The organism is Rhodococcus sp. PvR044 (genome assembly GCF_040548995.1).
Taxonomy (GTDB): Bacteria; Actinomycetota; Actinomycetes; order Mycobacteriales; family Mycobacteriaceae; genus Rhodococcus_G; species Rhodococcus_G oryzae.
On the sequence record NZ_JBEPSX010000009.1, the window covers coordinates 203,102 to 228,763 of the forward strand.

A 25,662-nucleotide genomic window follows, 5' to 3' on the forward strand; every position below is an offset into this window, starting at 1 on the left:
GACCGATCCGTACGAAAAATTGATGGAGACTTGGCCCGCGAAGCACGGACCCGCACCTGCGGGGACCCGACCAGACCGGCACCCGCAGGTGCGGCCGGTCGGGTTCCCGGTCGGTCAGGAGGCCGGTGTGTCCGTCTCCGGCTTGCTCTTGGGCTCCGGCTTGGCGTCGATGCCCGACTCCTTGCGCTGCAGCGGGGTGATCGGCGCGGGCGCATCGGTGAGCGGGTCGACTCCGCCGCCCGACTTCGGGAAGGCGATGACCTCGCGGATCGAGTCCATACCCGCGAGGAGCGCGGTGATGCGGTCCCAGCCGAACGCGATGCCGCCGTGCGGGGGCGCGCCGTAGGAGAAGGCGTCGATCAGGAAGCCGAACTTGTCCTCCGCCTCCTCGTGGTCGATCCCCATCACCTTGAAGACGCGTTCCTGAATGTCCTTGCGGTGGATACGGATGCTGCCGCCACCGATCTCGTTGCCGTTGCAGACGATGTCGTACGCGTAGGCCAGCGCCTTGCCGGGATCGGTGTCGAAGGTGTCCATCGACTCGGGCTTGGGCGAGGTGAAGGCGTGGTGCACGGCGGTCCACGCGCTGTAGCCGAGGGCGACGTCACCGCTGGCGGTGGCGTCGGCGGTCGGTTCGAACATCGGTGCGTCGACGACCCACAGGAAGGCCCACGCGTTCGGGTCGATGAGGTCCTGCTTGCGGGCGATCTCGCCGCGGGCGGCGCCCAGCAGGGCGCGCATCTGCTTCGTCGGGCCTGCCGCGAAGAAGATGCAGTCGCCCGGCTTGGCACCGACGTGCGCGGCGAGGCCCTCGCGCTCGGCGTCGGTCAGGTTCTTGGCGACCGGACCGGTCAGTTCCCCGTCCTCACCGATGAGGACGTACGCCAGTCCCTTGGCGCCGCGCTGCTTCGCCCACTCCTGCCAGCCGTCGAGCTGACGCCTCGGCTGGCTGGCGCCTCCCGGCATCACGACGGCGCCGACGTACTCGGCCTGGAAGACCCGGAAGGTGGTGTCCTTGAAGAACTCCATGCACTCCACGAGCTCGAGCCCGAAACGCAGGTCCGGCTTGTCGGAGCCGAAGCGGCGCATCGCCTCCGCGTAGGTCATCCGCTGGATCGGGGTGCTGATCTGGTGGCCGATCAGCTTCCACACGTTGGTGAGGATCTCTTCGGCGAGATGGATGACGTCGTCCTGCTCGACGAAGCTCATCTCGATGTCGAGCTGGGTGAACTCCGGCTGCCGGTCGGCACGGAAATCCTCGTCCCGGTAGCAGCGCGCGATCTGGTAGTAGCGCTCGATGCCGCCGACCATCAGCAGCTGCTTGAACAGCTGCGGGCTCTGGGGCAGCGCGTAGAAGCTGCCCGGCTGCAGGCGCGCGGGCACCAGGAAGTCGCGGGCACCCTCGGGGGTGGACCGGGTCAAGGTGGGGGTCTCGACCTCGACGAACTCGTGGTGCGCCAGCACCTCGCGGGCCGCCGCGTTCACCTTGGAGCGCAGCCGGATCGCCTGACCCGGACCCTCGCGACGCAGGTCGAGGTAGCGGTGCTTGAGGCGCGCCTCCTCGCCGACCTGGTCGTCGAGCTGGAACGGCAACGGGGCACTCTCGTTGAGCACCTCGAGCGTGGTCGCGTTGACCTCGATCGCGCCGGTCGGGATCTCGAAGTTCTGGTTCCCCTCCGGCCGGACCTCGACGCTGCCGGTGATCTTGACGCAGTACTCGGCGCGCAGGCGGTGGGCCTGCTCGGCGACCTCGCCCTCACGGAACACCACCTGGGCGACCCCGGAGGCGTCGCGCAGATCGATGAAGATCACTCCGCCGTGATCGCGACGCCTGGCAACCCATCCGGTGAGGGTGACGGTTTGATCGGCGTGCTCGGCTCGCAGCGAGCCGGCGAGGTGGGTGCGCAGCACGGGGTTCCTTCCACAGTTATCCAGCGACTTCTCAGTTGGTGCGATCCTACGGAGAGACACTCATAAGACATAACCGCGCAGTCGGAACTTTGCACGCGATCGCGTGTAAAGCTGTATCCGCAGTTCTCGACTTCGAACGAAAGCGATGACGATGACCTTCAACGAGGGTGCGCGGATGGACTCGGGCCGCGTGACGGTGGGCGGCGGCCACCGCGGCGGAGGCGGTCGGGGCGGCAAGGCCGCACTCGGTGGCGGCCTCGGCGGACTGGTGGTGCTCGTCTTGGCCCTGCTGCTCGGCGGCAACCCGGGCTCGCTGCTCGGCGGACTGACCGGCGCCTCCGACTCCGCCCAGCTGGGTACCGGTTCGCTGTCGGAAGTACAGAACTGCGAGTCCGGAGCGGACGCGAACCGCGACGTGAACTGCCGTGTCGTCTACACCACCGGGAGCCTCGACTCGGTGTGGGGCGAGGAACTGCAGAAACAGACCGGCGTCCGCTACGTCCAGCCCGGCGTCATGCTCTTCTCCGGCGCGGTGAACACCGGCTGCGGCAACGCCACCAGCGACGTCGGCCCGTTCTACTGCCCGGCCGACTCCACCGCCTACTTCGACACCAGCTTCTTCCAACTGCTGGTGGACCAGTTCGGTTCCAGCGCGGGCCCGCTCGCGCAGGAATACGTGGTCGCGCACGAGATCGGTCACCACATCCAGAATCAGCTCGGCGACATCGGCCGGGCGCAGGCCGACCCGAAGGGCGCCGAGTCCGGCGCGGTGCGGACCGAGCTGCAGGCCGACTGCTACGCGGGAGTCTGGGCGCACTACGCCGACACCAAGCCGGCCCCCGGCGGCGGTGCACCGTTCCTCAACAAGTTGAGCGAGAACGACATCAAGGACGCCCTGTCCGCCGCCTCCTCGGTGGGCGACGACCGGATCCAGCAGGCCTCCAGCGGCCGGGTGAATCCGGAGGGCTGGACGCACGGCTCCTCCCAGCAACGGATGAAGTGGTTCGCCACCGGCTACAAGACCGGGCAGGTCAGCGCCTGCAACACCTACGCGACCCGCGACCTGGACAACCCCGCCGCGCTGGCGCAACGCTGACCCAGGAACCGGTCCCGACGCGCCCGCCCCCCTACTCGGCGGCGGGCGCGTCGCGTTCGGCCTGTCGATCGTGGACCAGTTCGTAACGGCGACCGTAGGTTTCGACCAGCGACTGGATCACCGCGACGACGGGGACGGACACCAGCGCGCCGATCGCGCCGAACAGCGATGCCCCGACGATCACCGAGCCGAAGGCGACGGCCGGGTGGATCGACACGGTCTTGGACGTGATGCGCGGGTGGAGCAGGTAGTTCTCGACCTGCTGGTACGCCGTCCCGAAGACCACCACCCACACCCCGTCCATCGGCTGCGCCGCGGCGGCGATGATCGCGGGCAGCGCGATCGCGAGATAGGTGCCGAGGGTGGGGATGAACTGCGAGACCACTCCGGTCCATATCGCCAGCGGCAGCCAATACGGCACCCCGATCGCCATCAGGAAGATGCCGGTGGCGACGGCGCTCACCGCCGCCAGGATCAATCGGGACACCACGTAGCCGCCTGCCTTGTCGACGGAGATCTCCCACACGGTGGAGATGACCTGCTGCTGCCGGGCCGGGAACCAGCTCGAGATCGTCCGGCGCAGCGCCGGGCCCTGCGCCGACATGTAGAACACGAACAGCAGCAGTGTCATCGCCTGGAACACGACCTCGAGCAGGGACGACACGATCCCGAGCACCCCCGGCGTGAAGCGTTGCGCCAGTTCGCGAATGGTGTCCGGGGTGAGCTTGAGCAGGTCATCGCCGGTCGAGAAGTTGGTGTCGAAGGTCCGGTTGGCCCACTCCGTCACTCGCGAGACGGCCCCCGGCAGCGCGGTGAGCAGCTGGGCCAGCTGCTCGGCGAGCAGCGCCCCGAACACCGCGAGGAATCCGATCGAGAACAGCAGCAGGGACACCAGCACCAGTCCCGTGCCCGCGCCGCGGCGCCATCCACGACGTTCGAACCAGTCGACAACCGGTTCGATGGTGACGCTGAAGAGCCATGCCAGGAACAGCATGCCGAGGAAACCGCGCAGGTTGTGCAGCAGCCAGCCGAGTACCTGGTAGCCCGCGACGGCGAGGAGAACGTAGAGGATCGCGGTCCGCAGCCATCGGCGATAGGTGGCTGTGCCCGCATCGGCCGCGGGTTCGGGCGCCTGCCGTGCGTTCGGTTCGCTGTCGTCGGTCATCGCACACTCCGTGGTCGGATGGTCGTGCCGCTACAGCGGAAATGTACTCGCCGACCGTTCCGGCGCGGGCACCAAACCGGCCGTCACGGCGTGCTGACGCAGACGGTGGCCTCGGTGATGCTCGCGGACATCGCGGCCTCGACGATCGCGGTGGCCCTGGCACTCGCATCGGCGTTGACGATGTCGTCGGCGACGGATGGCGACCCGGAGTCGAGGGCCGCGAGCTCGACCAGGACGTACCGGTGGTCGCGTCCCCCGAACCCCGTCGAATGCCGGATCGTCCTGTCCCCCGTCGTCATCCAGCCCTGTTTGATCCCGGGTCCACCCCACCGCTCCAGCGTCGCCCGGACCCCGAAGCCCTGGTCGAATCCGTCGGCGGCCACGGGCGCGGCCGCCTGGAGCCCGACGATCATGATCTGCCGCGCGGGCTCGGTGAGGCCGCCGCGCCCGGAGAGCAGGCCGTCGTAGTACCTGGCGATATCGGCGGCCGTGACGCTGGTGTCCCACCAGGCACCGTCCGCCGAGGTCGCGGACAGCGCGTACCGCTCGGCTACGCGTTCGACGACGGCCGGGCCGCCGCCGAGCGTCCACAACAGCTCGGCCGCGCCGTCATCGGAGGTGGCCAGCATCGACACGACCCCCGCCAGCATCTCGCCGTCGATCGCCGCCGGAGTCGCCGCGATGCGATGCAGGTAGTCGTCGGCGATGAACAGCTTCGCCAGCGACGCCGCCGGGAATCTCACTGCCGTGTCGCCCGCGCCGAGGTAGACGTCGGTCGCTCGGTCCAGGTAGGCGATCCCGACGATGTCGCCGTCCGCCGCCGCCTCCTCGACCGCGGACGCAAGCGCATCGGGGAGCGGGTCGCACAGGCCGTCGCTCTCGGAGCGCGAAACCGGGCCGGTGGGCGCGGCCGACCACCCGGGCGCTGCTGTCTCACCGGAGGTCAGGCCCGCGCAGATCGCTACCGCGAGCGCGGCGCCCATCGCCCCGCGAACCCATCCCGAGCGAGCGCACCCGGACATATGCCGACCTTTGAAGCAGGAGTATTTCCCTGCTACCACTATAGGATTCGGCGTTGTCTCAGAACAGCGTCAGCGCAGGCGCAGTACCCGCCCCGACCAGCTCGCGCACGGGTGCAGGCGCGGCTTCCTGCCGATGGCCCGAATCACCACCGAGTCCGTACTTCTCGACCAGCGGCGCGACCCGGCCGCGCAGCCACAGCTTGTATTCCGGGGTCACATAGGCGCCGCGACCGTAGAGCTGCCGGTACCGACGGATCAGCGCGGGATGCTCCTCGGCCAGCCAGTTCAGGAACCACCCCCGGGTGCTTCCGCGCAGGTGCATCGGAAACACCGTGACCCCGCTCGCGCCCGCGTCTGCGATTGCCCCCAGCAACTCGTCCAGGTGCCGCGTCGAGTCGGTCAGGTACGGGATCACCGGCGCGACCATCACGTTGCAGTCGAATCCGGCGTCGGCGATCGCCCTGATCAGCTCCAGCCGGGCCTTCGGCGACGGCGTGCCCGGTTCGATGGCCTTCTGCAGGTCCGGGTCCCCGATCGCGAGCGAGACCCCGATCCCCACAGGAACCTGCCGCGCCGCCAGCGTGAGCAGGGGCAGGTCCCGGCGCAGGAGGGTGCCCTTGGTGAGGATCGAGAACGGCGTGCCCGACTCCGCGAGCGCTCCGATGATCCCCGGCATCAGCCGGTAGCGCCCCTCCGCCCGCTGGTACGGATCCGTGTTGGTGCCGAGCGCGACGTGCTCGCGCTTCCACGACCGACGGGCCAGCTCGCGCCTCAGCACGGCGGCCACGTTCGTCTTCACCACGACCTGGCTGTCGAAGTCCCGGCCCGCGTCCAGGTCGAGATACTCGTGGGTCGGCCTGGCGAAGCAGTATCGGCACGCGTGGGAACAGCCGCGAAACGCATTGACGGTGAAGCGAAATGGCAGTGTGGACTCGTCGGGCATCTTGTTCAGCGCGGACTTGCAGAGCACCTCGTGGAACGTGATGCCCTCGAACTCGGGCGTCTGTACTGTGCGGACGAGCCCGGCGCGGGCGAGCCCGGGAAGGGCGCCGTCGTCGGCGTCGAGAGCCTGCCCCTGCCATCGCATACACAGAGTCGAACACGTGTTCTAGGCGCTGTCAAGTGCGCTCGCAGACAACCGTCATCACCGCACCGCGGTCGTTACACTCCGGCGATGAGCCCGCGCCGGACCACCTCGCGCACGTCCGTCTCCCGCCTCGTCACCCTCTCCTCGATCGCGCTCCTCGCCTCGCTCACCCTCACGCGGCCCGCGGCCGCCGATCCCGCGACCGCCTCGGCCTGCGGCACCCAGCTGTCCGCCGCCGAGGCAGGCGCCGTCGCCGCGCTGTCCGACACCACCACGATCACCGCGACCTCGTCGATGGACCGACTCGAGGAGGAGGTGGTCCGCCAGCAACGGATATCCGACATCCTGGTCTCGCACGGCGACCGGCGCGGACTGTTCGGCATCGGACTCGACGCCGTCGTGCAACGGGCCGTCATGCCGCTGCAGCGCGACCCGGCCGCCTTCGTCACCCCCGAATGGGCCCACGCGATCAGCACCGATCTGCTGCGCCGCTACCTGGACAACGTCCACGCCGAGTTCACCGGCACCCCAACCGAACCCGCATGGCAGCGTTACTTCGCACTGAGCAGGGACTGCACCCTGTCCCCCGCCCGGGTCGCCATGATCGGCTACAACGCGCACCTGACGGTCGACCTCGCGCGGGCCGTCGCCGCAACCGGCACCACCGAGCGGAACGTCGCCGACTACTACAAAATCGTCGACTCCATCGCCACCGACGGCGACGCGATCGTCGCCAGGACGAAGGCCGTGTACGGCGCCGATCTGGGCCCCCTGTGGCGGTTCTACTTCCTCGGCGAGGGTCTCGACCGGATCGCGGGCGAGGGAGTGGCCTCCGAACTGTTGCTGCGCGCCGCCGACAGCGGCTACAACACCCTCACCCTGGCCAACGGTTTCGCCCTGCAGAATCCGCAGACCGCGCCCGCCGCCACCGCGGAGATGGAGGCGCTCTTGGCCACCGCGGACGGCGCGATCGAATTGCTCACCCGACTCGGCGGGCTCTGACAGAATCCAGGGATGACCTCGGCAGTCGAACCGCAGGTGGCGCCCGTGACGACCGATGTCCTGATCGTCGGGGCTGGGCCTGTCGGGCTGACGCTGGCGGTGGAACTGCGCAGGCGCGGAATCGACGTCATCGTCGTCGACCGTCTCACCGAGCGCGCGCCCTACGCGAAGGCCGTCGGCATCCAGCCGCGCACCGTCGAGGTCTGGGACGCGATGGGAGTGGTCCGGCCCGCGCTCGACGCGGCGACCACGATGCGCGGACAGCTCGTCTACGTCAACGGCGCCGAGGTCGCCCAGCTCGACCTCACCCTGCCCACCGAGATCCCGTACGGGTTCCTCGCGCTCCCGCAGTGCGAGACCGAACGGGTCCTCGCCGAGGCACTGGAGGGCCTCGGCGGCCAGATCACCAGGGGCACCGAACTCACCGGCTTCGAACAGGATCCGGCCGGGGTCCACGCGACCGTCCGGGACGGGTTCGGCGAGTTCACGGTCGAGTCGCAGTACCTGGTCGGCTGCGACGGCGCGCACAGCCTGGTCCGCAAGGGATCGGGAATCTCCTTCGAGGGCGGCGCCTTCGCCGAGGAGTACATGCTCGCTGACGTCGAGGTGGACTGGACGATGCCGGCCGGGTACGGCGTCCGGGCCATGCATCAGACCGACGGCGTCACCGACGACCTGCTGGTCTGCATCCCCCTGCCCGGACACAAGCGCTACCGGATCTCGATGCTCGTCCCTGACGAACTCGCCACTGCGCCTCCGGATTCCGGTGAGGTCGCACACGGCCTCGAGGGCGGGCGACGGCCCGAGCTACGGCACGTGCAGGCCGTGCTCGACCGGCTCTCACCTCAGCCGACGACCGCGAGCAGCCTGCGGTGGTCCTCGGTCTTCCGGATCAGCCACCGGCTGGCGGGCCGGTACAGCATCGGTCGGGTGTTCCTCGCGGGCGACGCCGCGCACATCCACCCGCCCACCGGCGCGCAGGGGATGAACACCGGCGTCCAGGACGCATACAACCTCGGCTGGAAGCTGGCGCTGGCCGTCACCGGTTCAGCGGCGCCACTGCTGCTCGACAGCTATCACGAGGAGCGGCACCCCGTCGGCGAGGAGGTGGTGGGGCGCACCGTCAAGAGCTCGAGGGAGGGCATCGGCGCGGACATGACCGACCCCGCCGAGGCGATCGTGCGGGAGGCACAGCTGCTCGTCGGTTATCCCACGAGCCCGCTGGTCGGGGCCGGGTCAGGAACGGTCGATGCGCTCCCCCGCCCAGGCGATCGCGCGCCCGATGCCGCGGGCCTGCGTCAGGACAGCGTCGCGTTCACGGTCCGTCTGCACGAACTGTTCCGTCACCCAGGCCACACGCTGCTGCTGTGGGCCTCCGACGCCAGGGACGCCGAGACGCAGCGCGCGCTCGCCGCCGAGGTGACCGACCGTTTCGGCCTGGCGGTGCGCAGCCACGTCATCGTCGCCCGGGATGTCGAGCTGCCCACCGTCTCGGGGATCATCCTGCGCGACGCCGACGGCAGGTTCGCCGCCGGATACGGCGCAGGCGACCGAACCGGGTTCCTCGTCCGCCCGGACGGCTACGTCGGGTACCGCTCTGACCAGGTCACCCTCGCCGGTCTCGCCGACAACCTGGCGCGCACCCTGCGCTGATCGGTCGCACGGAGTGCTGGTCCTTCGGCCGAACTTCGGCGAAGATTGATCCCATGGCCGGCACGCTGGGAGAGGCCGAGTTCCGGAAGCTGCGCACGCCACGCGCCGCGGCGGTCGCCGGGATCGTCTTCGGCGTCCTGTTCGCGGCCAGCATCGTGCTGTTGCGCACCTCGCTGCCGGCGGCTACCGGGTCCCCCTGGCTGCGCGGCCAGACACAGATCACCATCGCCCTGGTGCTAGCCCCCTTCGCAGGCATCGCCTTCCTGTGGTTCATGGGGGTGGTCCGCGACCGGTTCGGGGAGCTGGAGGACCGGTTCTTCTCCACCGTCTTCCTCGGCAGCGGGCTGCTGCTCCTCGCGATGATGTGCGTGTCGATGGCGCTGGCGGGCGGACTCCTCGCCGTCTCCCGGCAATCGAAGGCCCCGGAGGGCGAGCTGATGTACTTCGGCCGCGAGGTGATGCTGCACATCAACAACGTCTACGAGGTCCGGATGGCCGCGGTGTTCATGATCTCGCTGGGAACCATCTGGCTGCGCACCGGCCTGATGCCGCGGACGCTGGCGATCATCACCTATGTGCTCGCGCTCAGCCTGCTGGTGGTCGTCAGCTTCAGCCTGTGGGTGACGTTGGCGTTCCCGGCGTGGGTCATCCTGATCAGCGCGTACATCCTCACCACGGACCGAGCCCGGCGGCGACTCTCACCCGAGACGGGTGATGCGCACCACGGGCGCCCCTAGCAGCGTCGGAACCGCGACATTTTGCATCCGACCGCACACGCGAGGAGCGAACGATGGCGGACAACAAACCCAACATCCTGGTGATCTGGGGCGACGACATCGGTATCACCAATCTCAGCTGCTACAGCGAAGGGCTGATGGGGTACCGGACACCGAACATCGACCGCCTCGCCGACGAGGGCATGAAGTTCACCGACTCCTACGGCGAGCAGAGTTGCACGGCGGGCCGCGCCTCGTTCATCACCGGTCAGAGCGTGTACCGCACCGGCATGAGCAAGGTGGGCATCCCGGGAGTCGACATCGGGCTGTCGGCCGAGGACCCCACCATCGCCGAGCTGCTCAAGCCGCTCGGATACGCGACGGGGCAGTTCGGGAAGAACCACCTCGGTGACCTCAACAAGTACCTGCCGACCGTGCACGGGTTCGACGAGTTCTTCGGCAATCTCTACCACCTCAATGCCGAGGAGGAGCCCGAGCTCGCCGATTACCCCAGCGCGCAGGACTACCCCAAACTCCACGAGGTGATGATGCCGCGCGGTGTCCTGCATACCTGGGCCACCGAGGAGGACGCGGGCGAGGTCGATCCGCGCTACGGGCCGGTCGGGAAGCAACGCATCGAGGACACCGGGCCGCTGAGCAAGAAGCGGATGGAGACCATCGACGACGAGACGGTCTCCGCGGCAATCGACTTCATCACCCGGCAGAAGGAAGCCGACACACCGTTCTTCGTGTGGATGAACACCACGCACATGCACCTGCGGACCCACACGAAACCGGAGAGCCTCGGGCAGGCCGGGCACTGGCAGTCGCCGTACCACGACACCATGGTCGATCACGACAAGCATGTCGGCAGGCTGCTCGACGCGGTCGACGACCTGGGCCTCGCCGAGGACACCATCGTCATCTACAGCACCGACAACGGTCCCCATGCGAACACCTGGCCGGACGGCGCGACCACCCCGTTCCGCAGCGAGAAGGACACCAACTGGGAGGGCGCCTTCCGGGTTCCCGAGGTGATCCGCTGGCCGGGCAAGATCCCCGCGGGCAGTGTGTCCAACGAGATCGTCCAGCATCACGACTGGCTGCCGACCTTCCTCGCCGCCGCGGGCGCACCCGAGATCGTCGACCAACTCAAGGCAGGGCATGCCGTCGGCGACAAGACGTTCAAGGTGCACATCGACGGCTACAACCTGCTCCCGTACCTCACCGGTGAGGTCGAGACGTCCCCGCGCCGGGGGCTGATCTACTTCTCCGACGACTGCGACGTGCTGGGCATACGCTTCGACAACTGGAAGATCGTGTTCATGGAGCAACGGGCCAAGGGCACCCTCGGGCTGTGGGCGGAGCCGTTCACGGCCCTGCGGGTACCGAAGGTGTTCAACCTGCGCACCGACCCGTTCGAGCGCGCCGACATCACCTCGAACACCTACTGGGACTGGTTCCTCGACCACGACTACATCGCCATCTACGGCACGTTCATCACCAGTCAGTTCCTCGAGACCTTCAAGGAGTTCCCGCCGCGGCAGGAGCCGGCCAGCTTCACCATCGACCACGCGGTGGCCAAGCTGCACGCCTTCCTGGCGAAGGACTGACGTCTATGGGGAACCACCTGGCTTCCTGGGCGGACGGATCGACCCGAGCCGCGATCGTCGACTTCGTCGAGCGGGTCACCACCACGGGCGGCCAGGACTTCGTCGAACCCATGGACCGGGTGGCCGTCTTCGACAACGACGGCACGCTCTGGTGTGAGAAGCCGATGCCCATCCAGCTCGACTTCACCGTCCGGCGCTTCGCCGAGATGGCGGCAGGCGATCCCGCCCTCCAGGAGAGGCAACCCTGGAAGGCGGCCCACGAGCACGACCTCCAGTGGCTCGGTGCGGCGATGGTCAAGCACTATCACGGCGACGACGGCGACCTGAGACTGCTGATGGGCGCGGTCACCGAGGCGTTCGATTCCGTCACGGTCGAGAACTACGATGCTCGGGTCCGGGCATTCTTCGCCGGCACCGACCACCCCACGCTCAGCCGCCCATATCGGGGCTGTGGGTACGCGCCGATGGTCGAGCTCCTGCGCTACCTGGAGGCAAACGGCTTCGCGAACTACATCGCGTCGGGCGGCGATCGGGACTTCATGCGCCCGGTTGCGGGCGAGCTCTACGGGATTCCGCCGGAACGCATCATCGGCAGCGCCCTGGGCCTCTCGTACCGGGAGGGAGCGGAGGCGACGGACCTGCTCTACAAGGGCGCGATGGACTTCTTCGACGACGGACCGGAGAAACCGATCCGGATCTGGAGCCGGATCGGACGACGGCCGATTCTGTCGGTCGGCAACTCCAACGGCGACCTGCCGATGCTCGCCTTCTCCGGGCAGCCCGACCGCCCGTCCCTGCGGGCGTTGATCCTGCACGACGACGCCGACCGCGAGTTCGACTACGTCGCCGGAGCCGAGCAGGCCCTCGATCACGCACGAGAAAAGAACTGGACCGTGGTGAGCATGAAGAACGACTGGACGAACGTCTTCTCGTCGGCCGTCACCTGATCAGGCAGTAGGAAAGGCTTCGTTGGAAACCCAGATCGTCTCCGAGGTCCGGCGCATCCCCGCCCAGACCTTCATCATGGGCTCGGATCGGCACTACCAGGAGGAAGGTCCTGCGCATCGCGTCGCGGTAGACGTCTTCGCCATCGAGACCCACCCGGTCACCAACGCGCAGTTCGCGCATTTCACGCGGGACACCGGCTACGTCACGGTCGCCGAACGCCCGCTCGATCCCGCCGAGTTCCCCGGGGCTCCCGCCGAGAACCTGCAACCGGGCTCGATGGTGTTCACGCCCACTCCGGGTCCCGTCGACCTCCGCCACCTGAGCCAGTGGTGGACCTGGACGGTCGGTGCGTCGTGGCAGCACCCGATGGGCCCCGTGTCGTCGACGGCCGGCCTGGAACAGCATCCCGTGGTCCATGTCGCGCACGAGGACGCGGAAGCGTACGCACGGTGGGCGGGCCGGTCGCTGCCCACCGAAGCGCAATGGGAGGCCGCGGCTCGGGGCGGCCTCGACGGCGCCGATTTCACCTGGGGCGACGACCCCGAATCCGAGTCCCGCCCGCTGGCCAACTACTGGCACGGGGACTTCCCGTGGCGTGCCGAGGCGGGCTACGGCACCACCACCGCCGTCGGAGGCTTTCCGCCGAACGAGTACGGCCTGCGCGACATGGCGGGCAATGTCTGGGAATGGACCGCGGACTGGTACTCGGACCGACACCCCGACACGACGGAGTCGTGCTGCGCACCTCGCAACCCGCGCGGGCCCGGCCGCTCGGAGAGCTTCGACCCCCGCCAGCCGCAGTTCCTGGTTCCCCGCAAGGTGATCAAGGGCGGCTCGTTCCTGTGCGCGGACAGCTACTGCCGACGGTATCGGCCCGCGGCCAGGAGGCCGCAGATGATCGACACCGGGATGAGTCACATCGGGTTCCGCTGCGTCGCGGACGTTCCTGGCTCATAGCAGGACCACCACCGCGAGCAGCGCGAGCACCGTCACGACACTCGAGGTGGCGATCGCGGCAAAGGTCGCCGGGGCGAATTCCCCCGACTCGATCTGCCTGCTGATGGCCCGGTAGCGCATGGTGCCGTACGCGGACACCAGCAGTCCGGCGCCGATCAGGATGAACCCGGCGGCGACGGCGTGGCCGCCGCGGTTCGGGGCGAACTTCGCGACCGCGACACCGAGCGCGGCGACGCTGATACCGGTGCGATGCCACGCGAGATAGGTCCGCTCGTTCGCGAGATGGTCGCGAGCGGTGCTGCCGGTATTCGGCTGGGTTGGGCCGAACAGGTTGCGGCTCATGCCTAGCTGTAGAGATTCGACGGCTGCTTGGTGACCTCCTCGATATCGGCCGCGGTGGCCTCGATCAATTGGTGGGACAGGTCTGCCAGTGCACGCGCGGTCGCCAGCTCGTCGCCGATCGCCGGTACGTCGGCGTCCTCCGGGTTGAGCCTGGCCAGCCCGACACCGACCATCTCAGGCTTCTCGCCCGCGCTCAGCCGTGCCTTGGCCCGCGTTCGGCCGTCGTGCTCGTCGATGACGACGCCCACCGACCACTGCTTCACGTCCATCATGCTCACCTCCTCGAGTCACACCTCAACCATTGCAGGCGCGCGGCCACCCGTCGAGAGCGCGAGAGCATCGGCCCCTCACCCGAGCGCCCCCGCCGCCAGCGCCGCCTTCCAGCCGCCGTACTCGCTGATGTCCCGGCCGCGGGCCGCCGCGGCGTGATCGCACCCGAATCCGGTCCCCCAGCTCCCGTCGTCGAACTCGACGGCGCCGAGCTGCATCGGTGTCGGCAGCTCGGCGAGGAAGTCCCCGAGTGCGGCCGGGGAGAGTAGCCACTTCTCCCCCGCGATCGACACCCCGCCGTCGGCCACCCGGATCAGTCCGGGCTTGCGGGGCACGGTGTCCAGGGCCGTGAGCCGGTAGTTCGGCGCGGTCCACACGGGCCCGAGCCAGCGGGCGCCCAGCGTGGTGAGCTGGTGCTCGAGCGGTTGGCCGAGCAGGTGGGCGCCGAACACCGCCAGTTCGACCGACGGAGCCGCCGCTGCGGACCACCCCTCGACCACCGAGCCGGTCACCATCCCCGCGATGTCCGCCGCGACCGCGTCCTCGAAGGCACGCGCGAGCACGGTCACCCCGAAATGTGCGGGTCCCGCGGTCCCTGCGGGTACCGCCACCGCGCACAGATCGAAGAGGTTGCAGAAGTTGGTGTAGGTCCCCATCCGGGAGTTCACCCCGATCGGGTCGGCCGCGACCTCGGCGATGGTCGGGTGCTCAGGAGCGGTGGGGATCAGCAGGGCGTCGATGCCCTCCAACCGCGCCATCGCCGTGGCGCGCAGCTGCTGCAGGCGGCTCCGGTCGGCGATCAGTCGATGCGCCTCGATCCCGCCCGCAGGCGAGACGATCGCCAGGACGGTGGGATCGACGGCGCCGGGCCGCGAATCCACGAACGCCCCGACGGCCGCGTACCTCTCCGCCACCAGCGCCCCGTCGTAGAGGAGCCTGGCTGCGGCCAGGAACGGGTCGAGATCGATCTCCACGATCTCGGCGCCGGATTCGGGCAGCGCGCGGACCGCCGCGCCGAACGCCGCCGCCCAGTCGGCGTCGAGGCCAGGCAGCTCGCGCGGCACGGCCACCCGCGGCCGCGGCGGCGCGGCCAGCCGGACGTCCGCCGGCCAGGCTCGGCCAGGCGCGCCCGCGGCGAGCACGGCCATCGCCCGCGACGCACCGTGCAGGTCGGGTGCGAAGATCGTCACGCAGTCGTAGGACGCGCACGCGGGCACGACGCCCTCGGCGGAGACGACCCCGTAGGTCGGTTTGATCCCGACGATCCCCTGCAGGCCTGCGGGCACCCGCCCCGATCCGGCGGTGTCGGTGCCCACCGCGAGGTCCACCAGGCCGAGCGCGACCGCCACGGCGGAGCCCGAGCTGGAGCCACCCGAGATGTACTCGGGGCGAAGGGAATCGCGCACCGCGCCGTACGGGCTCCTGGTGCCGACGAGGCCGGTCGCGAACTGGTCGAGGTTCGTCTTCCCGATCACCACCGCGCCCGCCTCCCGCAGGGCGGCAACCGACTCGGCGTCCGACTCCGGTCGGAAGGCGAACTCCGGGCAGGCGGCCGTGGTCGGCATCCCCGCCACGTCGACGTTGTCCTTGACCGCCAGCACCGTGCCGCGCAACGGCGGCGTGTCGGCGCGCCGGTCCACCGCCTCCGCCTCCGCCAACGCCTCCGACTCGGGGCGCAGGTGAATCCAGATCTCCGGCCGGTCGGCCGCCTCGATCGCGCGATACGCCGCCCTGACCCGTTCCACCGCCGTCATGCGGCCACCTCCTTTACCTCGGTCTTGGCGAACTCCCCCGCCGCGGACCAGGCCTCGCGTTCGGCCCCGAACGCCCGCGCCTGGGTGGCGCGGAACGAGTCGATCGACTCGGAGTTGTCCGCGAGGAACCGGTCGTGCTCGGCGAGCGAGAAGCTGCCGTCGACGATCTGGACCCCGCCCGCTCCGCCTGCGGCCGTCTCGGCTCGCAACTCCAACAGCTCGTCGGGTTCGACGGGGTACCAACTGATCCGGTCGAAGAACCGCAGCAGCCAGGGGGTGCCTTCCTCGAACGGCCCCGACCGCTGGGGGTGCCGGTGATTCCACACCTGCGTGGTGCGACCGACGAACTGGTAGCCGCCCGGACCCTCCATCCCGTAGATGCACAGGTAGGCGCCGCCGATCCCGACCGCGTTCTCCGGCGTCCAGGTCCTGGCCGGGTTGTACTTGGTGGTGACCAGCCGGTGCCTCGGGTCGAGCGGGGTGGCCACCGGCGCGCCGAGGTAGACATCGCCCAGCCCGAGGACCAGGTACTGCGCACCGAAGACGGTCTCGAAGACGTCGTTCACCGACTCCAGACCGTTCATCCGCCGGATGAACTCGATGTTCCACGGGCACCAGGGCGCGTCCGCCCGGACGCCGTGCATGTACCGCTTGATGGCCTCGCGGGTGGAGGGGTCGTCCCAGGACAGGGGCATCCGGACCTCGCGGCTGGGCACCACCAGTTCGGAGGCGTCGGGGAGCTGGTCCTCGGCCTCCGCGAGCAGGCCCATCAGTTTCGGGACCGGCAGCACGTCGGGGTCTACGCGGACCTGGAGCGACCGGATGCCGGGGGTCAGGTCGAGCAGGCCCGCCGGCTTCTCCGCCTCGAGCCGCTGGTGCAGGGCGTGTGCCCGCGCGCGCAGGGCCAGATCCAGGCTCATGTCGCCGTACTCGACGAGCACGTTGTCGTTGCCGGAGCGCCGGTAGGTGACCTGGGTGGCCCCGTCCCGCCTGGCGATCACCCCGTCGTCGCCGTCGCCGCCCCGCCCGAAGACCGTCGACAGGCTGGCCCGGCGCCCCAGTCCCAGTTCGCTTCTCGACGCGGCGTGGGCCGCGCGGATGGGGACGAACCGGATGGTGTCCCCCGGGCTGAGCTGGCCGAGCTTCCATCGTTCCGCGGCCACCACGGTGACCGGGCAGACGAATCCGCCGAGGCTGGGGCCGTCGGGCCCGAGCAGGATGGGGGTGTCGCCGGTGAAATCGAGCGCCCCGACAGAGTAGGCGTTGTCGTGGATGTTGGACGGATGCAGTCCCGCCTCGCCGCCGTCGGTGCGCGCCCAGTCCGGCTTCGGCCCGATCAGCCGGACGCCGGTGCGATCCGAGTTGAAATGCACCTCGTAGTCGGTGGCCAGCAGGGTGTCGATGTCCTCCCTGGTGAAGAACTCCGGCGCCCCGTGCGGCCCCTCGGTGACCGCGATCTCCCAGTGGCCACCGATGACCGGCCGGTGCTCCATCGGAACAGGTTGGGCGGCAGCCGGGTTCGACGAACCGCCACCGGCGACGAGCACGTCGCCCTCGCGCAGGGTCCGGCCCTCGTGGCCGCCGAACCGCCCCAGAGTGAAGGTGGAAGCGCTGCCGAGGTAGTCCGGCACGGTCAGTCCGCCTCGGACCAGGACGTAGATCCGCAGGCCGGGACCACTGACCGCGCCCACGTCGAGGACGCCGCCCGCGGGCACCGCGACCGCCTGCCACGACGGGACGGGCCGCCCATCGACCGTGACGACCGTCGGCGCGCCGGTCACGCAGACCGTCGTCGCCTCCGCGAACCGCAGGGCGGGGCCCGCCATGGTGCACTCGAGGCCGGGTGCACCCTCGTCGTTGCCGAGCGCGACGTTCCCGAGCCGGAAGGACAGGTCGTCCATCGGCCCCGACGGCGGCACCCCGATCTGCCAGTAGCCCACCCGACCGGGCCAGTCCTGCACGGCCGTCAGCATTCCCGGCCGCTGGACGGTGACGGCGTTCATCGGTTGTCCCCGGTCGGCCGGGTGACGATCATCCGGACCTCGGTCGGGTCGAAGCCGTTGCAGGGGTTGTTGATCTGCGGGCAGTTCGAGACCAGCACCAGGGTGTCCACCTCGGCCCGCAGCGCCAGCCGCTTGCCGGGCGCGGACAGCCCGTCGACGATCCCGAGGGTTCCGTCGGCGTCGACCGGCACGTTCATGAAGAAGTTGATGTTGGAGACCAGATCGCGTTTCCCCAGGCCCCATTTCGCGCCCTCGGCCAGGAAGTTCTCCACGCAGGCGTGCTGATGCTTGGTGTGATGGCCATAACGCAGCGTGTTCGATTCCTGCGAGCAGGCGCCGCCGACGGTGTCGTGATTGCCGACCTCGTCCGCGACGATCGTCATGAGCGCGCTCGAATCGTCGGCCCGCAGCACGCTTCCCGTGGTGAGGAAGAGGTTGCGTTGCGCGGCAACGGTCGCCGCGGCCGAGTACCGGACGGCGTGGTCGTCGGCCGCGTAGAAGAGGCTGTCGACGGCCTGGTTTCCGTGCAGGTCGACGATGGTCAGCACGTCGCCTGCGCGAACGATCGCCGACCACGGTCCGCGGGCACCGACGGCCTCGTCGAGGACGACGGCGCCGGGCACGAGGGCGAGGTTGTCGAGGGTGGAGGTCATTTCGCGTCCTTTCCGAACTGTGCGGCGGCCCAGACGTCTTCGCTGTTGAGGACCGCCCGCCGGTACTCGGGGTCCTCGTTGGGCAGCGTGGCGAGATCGGCCGCCGCCTCCCAAGCGAGCACCTCGAGGGAGGTGGTCGGGTACGTCGGCGCCGGGTCGAGCGGGTGCGCGGTGTTCGCGATGAGCACGATCACCGGCAGGTGGATCAGCAGCTCGAGTTCCGCTCCGGCCCCGGCGTTCCCGGTGCTGGTCAGGGCGCCGTCCGCCTCGACCCGGACGCCGTGGAAGAAGCTCAGCGTCGGTGGCAGGTCGCGAGGGGTCAGGCCGTGCTTGGCGGCGGCGAGGGTCAGCAGCTCCCGGCCCGCCGGGGCGCCCGAGTGCGCGGCGCCCTCTCCGTACCGCGCGAGGTTGTCGGCCAGGCTGCTGGTGCCGCAGAAGGCGTCGTGCCGCCCCGAGGTGTCGGCGACGATCGTGGCCAGGACCCGTCCCTGATCGGAGAGCAGCGGATGCCCGGTACCGAGGTAGGCCTGCCAGGGCACCTTCACCGTGTCGGCAGCGTTGAGCCGTTCCCATGGCGCGTCGGCGCGGTAGAGCAGCAGGTTCGCGCAGGCGGCCCCGTCGAGGTCGCGCAGGCGCAGCCTGGTACCGCGGGCCAGCACCTTCGAGGTGTAGCGGCCACCCGGTACGGTCTCCGCCCAGGTCAGGTGCTCGGCTGGCACACCATCCGGTGGGCTGGGCCACCGGGATGCCGGCAGGACCGGCATCGACTCGGTGATCTCGCCCGCCTGTGCGCGGGCGTGCGCGCGGGCAGCGGTCGTGGTGTTGGTTGCGGTCACTGTCAGGCTCCGATCGTGACGGGGTTCGGGACGGTCTTGCCGCGCGGGTAGCAGAGGGCTCCGATGAGCACCACGGCAGCAACGGTGAGCGGCGCGGCCCACTGCAGGAGGGGGAATTCGCCTGTCGGGTTGAAGATCTCGGCGCGCGGCCAGGACAGGTTGACGACCATGAGCGCGCCGTAGAGGACCGCGGCGATGTTGACGGGGATCCCGAACTTCCCGAGCGAGAACAGCGGGCGGCCCTCCGCGTCCACCTGCGGCCCGCCGGTCGGCCAGCCGCTGAGCCTGCGCACCAGCAGCGGCACGGTCACCATGAGGTAGGCCAGGTAGATCAGCACGATGCACACGCTCGAGAGGGTGGTGAAGATCGCGGAGTTGCCGACGTTGACGGCCAGCACCGCCACGCACAGCAGGCCGATCAGGACGGAGGGCGCGATCGGGGTGCCCGTGCGGGGGTTGACCCGGGACAGCACCGACGAGGCGGGCAGTCGACCGTCGCGGGCCATCGAGAACATCAGCCGCGAGGCCGCGGTCTGGATGGCGAGGGTGCACACGAACACCGCGATCGTGACGTCGATCAGCAGCAGCGTCCCCCATGGCGAGGAGAGGATCGAGGTCAGCACGTAGGGCAGTCCCTCGGTGGCGAGGCGGCCATCGGTCAGGCTCGGCGCCGCCATCAGCGCGCCGACGATCATCAGGCCGCCGCCGATGGCGGAGACCGAGAGCGCGAGGCGGATGGTGCGGGGCGCGACCCGGCGAGGGTTACGGGTCTCCTCGGCGAGTTCGCCCGCGGAGCCGAACCCGACCATCACGTAGGCGGCCATCAGCCCGGAGACGATCCAGGCCCAGATGTACCCCGGCTGGGTGCCTGCCTCGCCCGTGTCGAACACGACGTCGGGCCCGCGCTGGGCGTGGGTGAAGAACATCCCGACCACGGCGATCACGCCGATGATCTCGCAGGTGACGCCGATGTTGTTGATCCGCGACATCCAGTTGACGCCGATGCAGTTGATGGTGGTGGTCAGCACAAGGAGCACGGACCCCAGCAGGACCGCGTTCGCGGCGCCGCTCGGCGAGGTCAGGGCGCTGTCCTCGCCGACGATCTGGAATCCGCTCCACACCGTCGGCAGCACGACCTGGAGCGCGATGGCAGCGGCGGAGGCCGTGACGATCTGGGCCAGGATCATGAACCAGCCCGCGAACCACCCGACGAGCTCGCCTCCCATTCGCCGCGACCACTGGTAGATCGCGCCGGAGATCGGGTAGCGGGCGGCGAGTTCGGCGAAGCAGAGGGCCACCATGAACTGGCCGATGAACACGCACGGCCAGGTCCAGAAGAACGCAGGTCCGGCGAAGCTGAAACCGAGACCGAACAGCTGAAAGATCGTGGTCAGGATCGAGACGAAGGAGAAGCCGGCCGCGAAGGAGGCGAATTTGCCCAGCGACCGGTGCAGCTGTTGTTCGTACCCGAATTCCGCCAGGTCGTCGTGGTCCTGGGACTGAGATGCGACGGTCGTCATGGGCTCTCCTGCGAGGCGGGCGGCGGAGTATCTGTCAGTTGATAGTTTTCCGTTCCACCAGTGCGCATGGGTGTCCCGCACGTTTCGAGGTTCGGGCTTTCCGTTGCGTCTCAATGTCATTCGTTACGCAGACATTGCGAACTGCTCACCGCCGCCGCCTGCGGCGTCGGAACACCGAGTCCTGGAAGGATGTGCCCATGAGAGCCGTGCAGAACAAGGACGGTGGCGCCGGACCTGCCGCCCCACTGGTCGTTCGTGACCCGGCGATGCGCCGGGCAGGCGAGCTGCTGCGCGGGCCCGCGCTGATCTGTTCCCCCGAGAGCACCGTGCGCGAGGCGGCCGAGCTGATGACCCGGGAGGGCAAGCGCTATGTCATCGTCCCGCTGACCGGGGGCTCGCACGGGATCTTCACCGACGGTGATCTGCGGCGGCGGGTGGTGGCAGCCGGGCTCGGCACCGACACCCCGGTCTCGGCCGTGATGACCGCACCCGCACGCACCGTTCCCGCGGATCGTCTCGGCGCGGATGTCCTGATGGACATGCTCGAGCGGGGGGTGCGGCACATGCCGGTGATGTCCGAGACGGGTGCACTGCTCGGCGTCCTCGAGGACGGCGACCTGCTGGCCACCGCGACCCGCAGCGGGTTCCTGCTCCGCGCCGCCGTGGCCAGGGCCGCAACCCCGGATGCGTTGATCGCGGCGACCGCCCAGGTGCCCGAGCTGGTGCTCGGCCTCTGGCGGGCACGGGTCGCACCGCTGGACGTCTCCGCGATCCTCTCGGTGATCGTGGACGCCGCCGCCGCGCGGGCCCTGCACCTGGAGACCCGGACCGCGCGGTCTGGACGGACACCGTTCACCTGGCTCTCGCTCGGCAGCGTCGCCCGCCGCGAGGCGATGCCCGGCTCCGATGTCGACAGTGCCCTGGTGTGGGCGGACGACGACCAGCGGCCGGACACCGACACGGAACTGATGGCCACCGCCGCGCGGGTGCACCGCCTGCTCGACCGGTGCGGCTTCCCGTCCGACGAGAAGGGGGCCACCGCCGCGCGACCGCGTTTCGCGCGGTCCGCCGGGGCCTGGATGCAGGCCGCGGACCAGTGGATCGCGGACCCGTACGAGGACAAGGGAATCCTGATGATCTCCCTGCTCACCGACAGCCGGGTCACCCGGGGAGACGACGGCCTCGACATGTCCGCACAGGTCTCGGCAAGGACCAGGGCGACGCCCTCGGCGATGAAGCTCCTGCTGCGCGAGGCGGTCGAGGAGAAGGTCCGCATCCACTCGCTGCGCCAGGTCCTCACCCGACGAACCGATTTCGTGAACCTGAAGTCGCAGGGGGTGATGCCGATCGTCAACATCGCCCGCTGGGCTGGCCTGGCCGCCGGGCTGGGCGCGGGATCGACCCCCGCGCGCCTACAGGCCGCGGCGGACACCGGGCTCCTACCGGACGACGACGCCCGGATCCTGGCGGAATCCTTCGACGTCCTGCAACAGATCCGGCTGCGCCACCAGTGCGAGCAGCTCGAACAGGGGCTACCGGTCACCGACGAGCTCACCATCGCCTCGCTCACCCCGCTCTACCGCAGCCTGCTCGCGAACGCCGTCCGCGAGATCGCCGGTGTACAACGCAAACTCGCCTACGCGGGCCCGGGCGCGTGAACGCCTCGGAGCGCTGGCCGACGCTGTTCACCCGGCTCGACGAACGGCAGACGCGCGCGGTGGACCAGACGGTCGCCGCCGAGTGTCTCGAGGGCTGGGAGCCGCGCCCGGACCAGATCGCGGACCTCGTCGCGGTGTTGCTCCGGGAGCTCACCGTCGGCAGCTATCTGGTGAACTGTCGCGCCGAGGCCGACACGTTCCGCGTCGCGGTGCCGCCGCGTCGACGGCTGTTCCTGCGGCGTCACCCGTACCTGGTTCCCGGAACCCGGGTGCTGCGGAACAACTTCGACTACCGGGACGGCGCCGCGCTGCGTTCGATCGAGTTCACCGCGACCGCCGTCCGGATCCTCCAGGTGCATGACCGACGTCCCGATGTCGGCTCCGGCTTCGACGCCACCCACCTGTGCGAGCTGCACCAGCACGTGTTCGGCGACGTGTTCGCGTGGGCCGGGCAGACCCGGATCGTCGACATCACCAAGGGCGGCAACGAGTTCGCTCCGGTCCCCGCCATCGAGGACTACCTCGGCCTCGTCGCCGGGTACGTCGCCGACGCCGACTGGTCAACACCCGACCGGGGCGCGCTCGCCTTCACGCTCGCGCGGATCTACGCCACCCTCAACCACGCCCACCCGTTCCGCGAGGGCAACGGCCGGACCGCGACGCTGTTCCTGCACCAGTTGGCCGCGCAGACCCCGTTCCGGCTCGATCTGTCCGCGGTGAGCGTCCGCGATTGGACGGATGGCTCGCGGGACTCGGCGCCGTTCCGTCGCTCCGGTGAACCCTCCCCCCGGCCGCTGATCCCGATCTTCCACCGCGCGCTGGTCCCGGATGCGCTTGCACCGAGCGACGCGGCGGTCGCGGATGTCCCGATCCACCATCCCGATGACCAGGCAGAATGATGTGGTGACGACGTTGCGGATCATCGTGCCCGAGGATCTGGTCATGGACGGGACAATCGATATCCCGCAGGTAGGCGACCACGTCGACTACGCGCTCCAGTTCTACCTCGCCGAACCGTGGATCCACCCAGAGACCTCTAATGACGTTGTGGCACTGGTCGAACCGCTCAGCGAAGGCAGATTGTCGGCGGCATGGACCGACCCATACGGTCGGGTCCACCCCGGGACGTACTCGTTGCGGCTTGGTGCCGGCGGTCCCCATGCCGCCAGACGCGCGGGAATGGGGAAGCCCGATGGTTCCTCCGCCGGACGGCCCGTGGATCCGAGAGGCAGGCATCCTGGTGGACCTGGAAGTAGCAACGTCGCAATAGCTGACGCCTTCTGATACCGCAGGTCTAGCATCGGTTCCGGTCGGAGGGGTGTGCGGACCTGAACGGGGGGCGTTGTGCGGTGGTTGCTGTCGATACTCGCGGTGGTGGGTCTGACGGGAGCGCTGCCGTTGTTCACTCCTGGCGTGGCTTCTGCCTGCTCGTGCGCCTACGCGCCCGACGGTCCTCACATCGTCGAGCAGGTCTCGCATGCTGCGTCAGTCTTCACCGGGACTGCGACGTCTAAGCGTGCCGAAGACCAAACAGAGTTCTACGAGTTCAAGGTCCGTGAGGTGTTCGAGGGCGACGTCGGCGCTTCGACGGTGGTGTCGTCGAGTGTGCAGAGCGCGGCATGCGGGCGCGGCTTCGAGATCGGCACCGAATACCTCGTCTTCACGTCCACATACGAGACCAATGGCGCACCCTGGTCGGTCAACAGTTGCTCAGCCACAACCAATTCGAACAACGACCGGACCCGAGAAGCCGCGAATGACCGTCTACGGGTCACCGCAGGCGCCAGATCCGCAAACGGACCCAGTCGGTGTCGATGACATTGGCGCGCCGGCGTGGTGGGGATTTGCTCTCGGCGGCGTTGCTGTCCTGGTCATGGCTGCCCTGGTGCGTCTGCGGTGGCGGTCTTAACCGCGGACCGAGGCAAACAGTTCGCGGTCAGCTCCTCACGGGAAGCTGCAAGAAGTCGCAGGTCACACCCTTGTAGGGGCGTCTGTCCACGAAGGTGAAGCCGACCTTCTCGAGTACCCGCACGCTCGCTTGGTTTCCGACCTCGACGTACGCACAGAGGCTGCTTGAAGCCCGATCGGTGGGCGGATGTTCGACGTGCCAGCGAACCAAGGCCTCGGCGATCTCAGTCGCGAGGCCACGGTTCCACTGGTCTGGACGCAAGGCGTACGCCAACTCGCGGCCGGCATCGCTCTCGCCGAAGCCGGCCCGGCCGATCATGCCTCCGTCGTTGCCCTCCACGCGCCATTTGGTCCAGCCTCGTTGGCCTTGTTCGCTGCGGTACTCGACGATCCTCGAGCGCGCCTCGTCCATAGTTTCGGGACGCCCGTGGCCGATGAACCGCATTGTGACCGGGTCTGCATGCAGCTCGGCCAGATCCTGAAGGTCTGATGGGAGCCAGGTGGTCAGCCTCACTCGCTCGGTACTCAGGATCGTCTGACGCCCCTCGTTCATTCCGCCCCCTCACTCTGCGCTGGAACCTACCGGGAGCGCCTAGCGGTAACCATGCTTCACGAGATGCCGGGCACCGGCGTTCATCGCCTCGGGGCTCGCGACGCTGAAGTCGAAGGCGTTGGCGAGGCGGTCGGTGATGTTGAAGGCCAGGCACACGGCCAGGGCGTCCTCGATCCGCTGAGGCGAAACGGATGCGGCCAGCGCGGCGCGAATGTCGTCCTCGTCGATGCTCTGCTCCCGGGTGAGCTTGCCGAGCATACGAAGCGTCGCCCGGAGCGGCTCCTCGATGGGCGCCGTCTCCACATCGGCGAGCGTGGCGGTGACCTTCGCGTCGTCGCCGTACCAAAGCGTCGATGTGGCCGAGTGCGCGGCCACGCAGAACGGACACTCGTTGACCTGTGAGACGAACGCCGCCATCAGCTCGCGATCGCCGATCGACCACTCCGATGGTCCGCGCATCGCCTCGTGGGTGAGCGGTCCCCCGCCGTAGAAGTCGGGGCGGTACAGCGCCAGCTTGACCGCGTCGACCACCGGCTGGCGCGACACCAGCCGAATCAGCGCCAGCACGGCCTTGGTGCGCAGGCGGTGGCCCCGATCGAGGATGTCGAGCCTCATCGCGCGCCTCCTTCTCCCGTGGCGCCGGCCAGCGCCGCGAGCGCGCTGTTGTACTGCCGGCTCGCCTGGCCGACGGCGGCGCACACCACGATCTCGAAGACCTGGTCCTCGCTCAGACCCGCTGCCCGAACGGCCGCGATGTCCTCGTCGGTCACCCGGTACGCGTGATCCGCCACCTTCTCGATCAACGTACGCATCGGCTCGCCGAGGCCGGCATTGTCGAAGGCCGCTCGGCGCAACTCCGGCGGCGCCGTCCCGTCGCCGTCGATGACGCGGGCAACGAGCGCGCGGTGCAGCTGGGTTATGTCGGACATGGTTGGAGTCTCCTCCCGGGTGTGGTCCCCGTTCTCAACGTAGACGCAGAGATTTCAGCTGTACAT

24 protein-coding genes are annotated in these 25,662 nt (G+C 69.2%); 10 read left to right on the forward strand and 14 right to left on the reverse strand.

All coding sequences use genetic code 11. The features are described from left to right. Window positions 1-114: 114 nt before the first annotated feature. Window positions 115-1,911: an aspartate--tRNA ligase gene (gene aspS / locus ABIC28_RS20660; RefSeq protein WP_209926242.1), complete on the reverse strand. Its 1,797-nt coding sequence runs from the start codon at window positions 1,909-1,911 to the stop codon at window positions 115-117. Between the two features lie 151 nt (window positions 1,912-2,062). Between aspS and ypfJ the strand changes: the two genes are divergently transcribed. Continuing rightward, a complete protein-coding gene (gene ypfJ / locus ABIC28_RS20665; protein WP_209926240.1) occupies window positions 2,063-3,007 on the forward strand; it encodes a KPN_02809 family neutral zinc metallopeptidase in 945 nt (314 codons plus the stop codon). Window positions 3,008-3,038: 31 nt separating this feature from the next. Here the strand turns inward: ypfJ and ABIC28_RS20670 are convergent, their stop codons facing one another. The 3 genes from ABIC28_RS20670 to ABIC28_RS20680 all read right to left on the reverse strand — a co-directional run bounded on the left by ABIC28_RS20670 (window position 3,039) and on the right by ABIC28_RS20680 (window position 6,281). Beyond that, a complete protein-coding gene (locus ABIC28_RS20670; protein WP_097209912.1) occupies window positions 3,039-4,172 on the reverse strand; it encodes an AI-2E family transporter in 1,134 nt (377 codons plus the stop codon). An 83-nt stretch (window positions 4,173-4,255) separates the two neighbouring features. Then, the gene (locus ABIC28_RS20675; protein ID WP_354580592.1) at window positions 4,256-5,194 is read right to left on the reverse strand and encodes a serine hydrolase; all 939 of its coding nucleotides are present in this window, start codon (window positions 5,192-5,194) and stop codon (window positions 4,256-4,258) included. Window positions 5,195-5,252: 58 nt separating this feature from the next. Next, window positions 5,253-6,281: an Rv2578c family radical SAM protein gene (locus tag ABIC28_RS20680; RefSeq protein ID WP_209926236.1), complete on the reverse strand. Its 1,029-nt coding sequence runs from the start codon at window positions 6,279-6,281 to the stop codon at window positions 5,253-5,255. An 87-nt stretch (window positions 6,282-6,368) separates the two neighbouring features. Here ABIC28_RS20680 and ABIC28_RS20685 point away from each other — a divergent pair, with 87 nt between their 5' ends. The 6 genes from ABIC28_RS20685 to ABIC28_RS20710 are packed head-to-tail and all read left to right on the forward strand — an operon-like array spanning window position 6,369 to window position 13,170. Further along, window positions 6,369-7,283, forward strand: coding sequence for a DUF5995 family protein (locus ABIC28_RS20685; RefSeq protein ID WP_209926235.1), 915 nt, complete (start codon window positions 6,369-6,371; stop codon window positions 7,281-7,283). Between the two features lie 12 nt (window positions 7,284-7,295). Then, window positions 7,296-8,936: an FAD-dependent monooxygenase gene (locus ABIC28_RS20690; protein ID WP_354580595.1), complete on the forward strand. Its 1,641-nt coding sequence runs from the start codon at window positions 7,296-7,298 to the stop codon at window positions 8,934-8,936. A gap of 53 nt (window positions 8,937-8,989) precedes the next feature. Then, the gene (locus tag ABIC28_RS20695) at window positions 8,990-9,673 is read left to right on the forward strand and encodes a hypothetical protein (protein ID WP_097209917.1); all 684 of its coding nucleotides are present in this window, start codon (window positions 8,990-8,992) and stop codon (window positions 9,671-9,673) included. A gap of 53 nt (window positions 9,674-9,726) precedes the next feature. Continuing rightward, a complete protein-coding gene (locus tag ABIC28_RS20700) occupies window positions 9,727-11,265 on the forward strand; it encodes an arylsulfatase (RefSeq protein WP_269590036.1) in 1,539 nt (512 codons plus the stop codon). A gap of 5 nt (window positions 11,266-11,270) precedes the next feature. After that, window positions 11,271-12,212: an HAD family hydrolase gene (locus ABIC28_RS20705; RefSeq protein ID WP_354580598.1), complete on the forward strand. Its 942-nt coding sequence runs from the start codon at window positions 11,271-11,273 to the stop codon at window positions 12,210-12,212. A 22-nt stretch (window positions 12,213-12,234) separates the two neighbouring features. Next, complete coding sequence (locus ABIC28_RS20710; RefSeq protein ID WP_354580600.1) at window positions 12,235-13,170, forward strand: formylglycine-generating enzyme family protein; 936 nt, start codon at window positions 12,235-12,237, stop codon at window positions 13,168-13,170. Here ABIC28_RS20710 and ABIC28_RS20715 read toward each other — a convergent pair. From ABIC28_RS20715 to ABIC28_RS20745, 7 genes are all read right to left on the reverse strand, one after another. Then, window positions 13,165-13,512, reverse strand: coding sequence for a YidH family protein (locus tag ABIC28_RS20715; protein WP_097209921.1), 348 nt, complete (start codon window positions 13,510-13,512; stop codon window positions 13,165-13,167). The genes ABIC28_RS20710 and ABIC28_RS20715 overlap by 6 nt on opposite strands. Window positions 13,513-13,514: 2 nt before the next feature. Beyond that, the gene (locus tag ABIC28_RS20720; RefSeq protein ID WP_097209922.1) at window positions 13,515-13,781 is read right to left on the reverse strand and encodes a DUF1876 domain-containing protein; all 267 of its coding nucleotides are present in this window, start codon (window positions 13,779-13,781) and stop codon (window positions 13,515-13,517) included. 78 nt (window positions 13,782-13,859) lie between these two features. Further along, complete coding sequence (gene atzF, locus ABIC28_RS20725; RefSeq protein ID WP_354580603.1) at window positions 13,860-15,536, reverse strand: allophanate hydrolase; 1,677 nt, start codon at window positions 15,534-15,536, stop codon at window positions 13,860-13,862. After that, window positions 15,533-17,539: a 5-oxoprolinase/urea amidolyase family protein gene (locus ABIC28_RS20730; protein ID WP_354580605.1), complete on the reverse strand. Its 2,007-nt coding sequence runs from the start codon at window positions 17,537-17,539 to the stop codon at window positions 15,533-15,535. Before ABIC28_RS20730 ends, atzF begins: the two co-directional genes overlap by 4 nt. Then, window positions 17,536-18,192 carry an urea amidolyase associated protein UAAP2 gene (locus tag ABIC28_RS20735; RefSeq protein WP_269590032.1) on the reverse strand — a complete coding sequence of 219 codons (657 nt, stop codon included), beginning with the start codon at window positions 18,190-18,192 and terminating at the stop codon, window positions 17,536-17,538. Before ABIC28_RS20735 ends, ABIC28_RS20730 begins: the two co-directional genes overlap by 4 nt. Beyond that, complete coding sequence (locus ABIC28_RS20740; RefSeq protein WP_354580607.1) at window positions 18,189-19,028, reverse strand: urea amidolyase associated protein UAAP1; 840 nt, start codon at window positions 19,026-19,028, stop codon at window positions 18,189-18,191. Before ABIC28_RS20740 ends, ABIC28_RS20735 begins: the two co-directional genes overlap by 4 nt. 2 nt (window positions 19,029-19,030) lie before the next feature. Beyond that, window positions 19,031-20,548: an amino acid permease gene (locus tag ABIC28_RS20745; RefSeq protein ID WP_354580609.1), complete on the reverse strand. Its 1,518-nt coding sequence runs from the start codon at window positions 20,546-20,548 to the stop codon at window positions 19,031-19,033. Window positions 20,549-20,745: 197 nt separating this feature from the next. Between ABIC28_RS20745 and ABIC28_RS20750 the strand changes: the two genes are divergently transcribed. The 3 genes from ABIC28_RS20750 (at window position 20,746) to ABIC28_RS20760 (ending at window position 24,024) form a co-directional block, all read left to right on the forward strand. Beyond that, window positions 20,746-22,206: a putative nucleotidyltransferase substrate binding domain-containing protein gene (locus ABIC28_RS20750; protein WP_354580611.1), complete on the forward strand. Its 1,461-nt coding sequence runs from the start codon at window positions 20,746-20,748 to the stop codon at window positions 22,204-22,206. Beyond that, entirely contained in the window at window positions 22,203-23,105 is a 903-nt protein-coding gene (locus ABIC28_RS20755; protein ID WP_354580613.1) for a Fic/DOC family protein, read from the forward strand. Before ABIC28_RS20750 ends, ABIC28_RS20755 begins: the two co-directional genes overlap by 4 nt. Before the next feature lie 475 nt (window positions 23,106-23,580). Beyond that, on the forward strand, window positions 23,581-24,024 hold the full coding sequence (locus ABIC28_RS20760) for a hypothetical protein (protein ID WP_354580615.1): 444 nt from the start codon (window positions 23,581-23,583) through the stop codon (window positions 24,022-24,024). 118 nt (window positions 24,025-24,142) lie between these two features. On the opposite strand, the gene ABIC28_RS20765 is transcribed toward ABIC28_RS20760, so the two are convergent. The 3 genes from ABIC28_RS20765 to ABIC28_RS20775 are packed head-to-tail and all read right to left on the reverse strand — an operon-like array spanning window position 24,143 to window position 25,596. After that, window positions 24,143-24,667, reverse strand: coding sequence for a GNAT family N-acetyltransferase (locus ABIC28_RS20765; protein ID WP_354580617.1), 525 nt, complete (start codon window positions 24,665-24,667; stop codon window positions 24,143-24,145). Between the two features lie 39 nt (window positions 24,668-24,706). Continuing rightward, a complete protein-coding gene (locus ABIC28_RS20770; RefSeq protein WP_209926231.1) occupies window positions 24,707-25,282 on the reverse strand; it encodes a carboxymuconolactone decarboxylase family protein in 576 nt (191 codons plus the stop codon). Beyond that, the gene (locus ABIC28_RS20775) at window positions 25,279-25,596 is read right to left on the reverse strand and encodes a carboxymuconolactone decarboxylase family protein (RefSeq protein ID WP_209926230.1); all 318 of its coding nucleotides are present in this window, start codon (window positions 25,594-25,596) and stop codon (window positions 25,279-25,281) included. The genes ABIC28_RS20770 and ABIC28_RS20775 overlap by 4 nt, the downstream gene beginning before the upstream one ends. Between the last annotated feature and the right edge of the window lie 66 nt (window positions 25,597-25,662).

Bases quoted from the DNA above. Each gene is read 5' to 3' on its own strand.
- ABIC28_RS20675 (WP_354580592.1), bottom strand. From the start codon at position 5,194: ATGTCCGGGTGCGCTCGCTCGGGATGGGTTCGCGGGGCGATGGGCGCC.
- ABIC28_RS20730 (WP_354580605.1), bottom strand. From the start codon at position 17,539: ATGAACGCCGTCACCGTCCAGCGGCCGGGAATGCTGACGGCCGTGCAG.
- ABIC28_RS20685 (WP_209926235.1), top strand. From the start codon at position 6,369: ATGAGCCCGCGCCGGACCACCTCGCGCACGTCCGTCTCCCGCCTCGTC.
- ABIC28_RS20770 (WP_209926231.1), bottom strand. From the start codon at position 25,282: ATGAGGCTCGACATCCTCGATCGGGGCCACCGCCTGCGCACCAAGGCC.
- ABIC28_RS20765 (WP_354580617.1), bottom strand. From the start codon at position 24,667: ATGAACGAGGGGCGTCAGACGATCCTGAGTACCGAGCGAGTGAGGCTG.
- ABIC28_RS20680 (WP_209926236.1), bottom strand. From the start codon at position 6,281: ATGCGATGGCAGGGGCAGGCTCTCGACGCCGACGACGGCGCCCTTCCC.
- atzF (WP_354580603.1), bottom strand. From the start codon at position 15,536: ATGACGGCGGTGGAACGGGTCAGGGCGGCGTATCGCGCGATCGAGGCG.
- ABIC28_RS20700 (WP_269590036.1), top strand. From the start codon at position 9,727: ATGGCGGACAACAAACCCAACATCCTGGTGATCTGGGGCGACGACATC.
- ABIC28_RS20775 (WP_209926230.1), bottom strand. From the start codon at position 25,596: ATGTCCGACATAACCCAGCTGCACCGCGCGCTCGTTGCCCGCGTCATC.
- ABIC28_RS20670 (WP_097209912.1), bottom strand. From the start codon at position 4,172: ATGACCGACGACAGCGAACCGAACGCACGGCAGGCGCCCGAACCCGCG.
- ABIC28_RS20690 (WP_354580595.1), top strand. From the start codon at position 7,296: ATGACCTCGGCAGTCGAACCGCAGGTGGCGCCCGTGACGACCGATGTC.
- ABIC28_RS20720 (WP_097209922.1), bottom strand. From the start codon at position 13,781: ATGGACGTGAAGCAGTGGTCGGTGGGCGTCGTCATCGACGAGCACGAC.
- ypfJ (WP_209926240.1), top strand. From the start codon at position 2,063: ATGACCTTCAACGAGGGTGCGCGGATGGACTCGGGCCGCGTGACGGTG.
- ABIC28_RS20695 (WP_097209917.1), top strand. From the start codon at position 8,990: ATGGCCGGCACGCTGGGAGAGGCCGAGTTCCGGAAGCTGCGCACGCCA.
- ABIC28_RS20745 (WP_354580609.1), bottom strand. From the start codon at position 20,548: ATGACGACCGTCGCATCTCAGTCCCAGGACCACGACGACCTGGCGGAA.
- ABIC28_RS20715 (WP_097209921.1), bottom strand. From the start codon at position 13,512: ATGAGCCGCAACCTGTTCGGCCCAACCCAGCCGAATACCGGCAGCACC.
- ABIC28_RS20735 (WP_269590032.1), bottom strand. From the start codon at position 18,192: ATGACCTCCACCCTCGACAACCTCGCCCTCGTGCCCGGCGCCGTCGTC.
- ABIC28_RS20750 (WP_354580611.1), top strand. From the start codon at position 20,746: ATGAGAGCCGTGCAGAACAAGGACGGTGGCGCCGGACCTGCCGCCCCA.
- ABIC28_RS20705 (WP_354580598.1), top strand. From the start codon at position 11,271: ATGGGGAACCACCTGGCTTCCTGGGCGGACGGATCGACCCGAGCCGCG.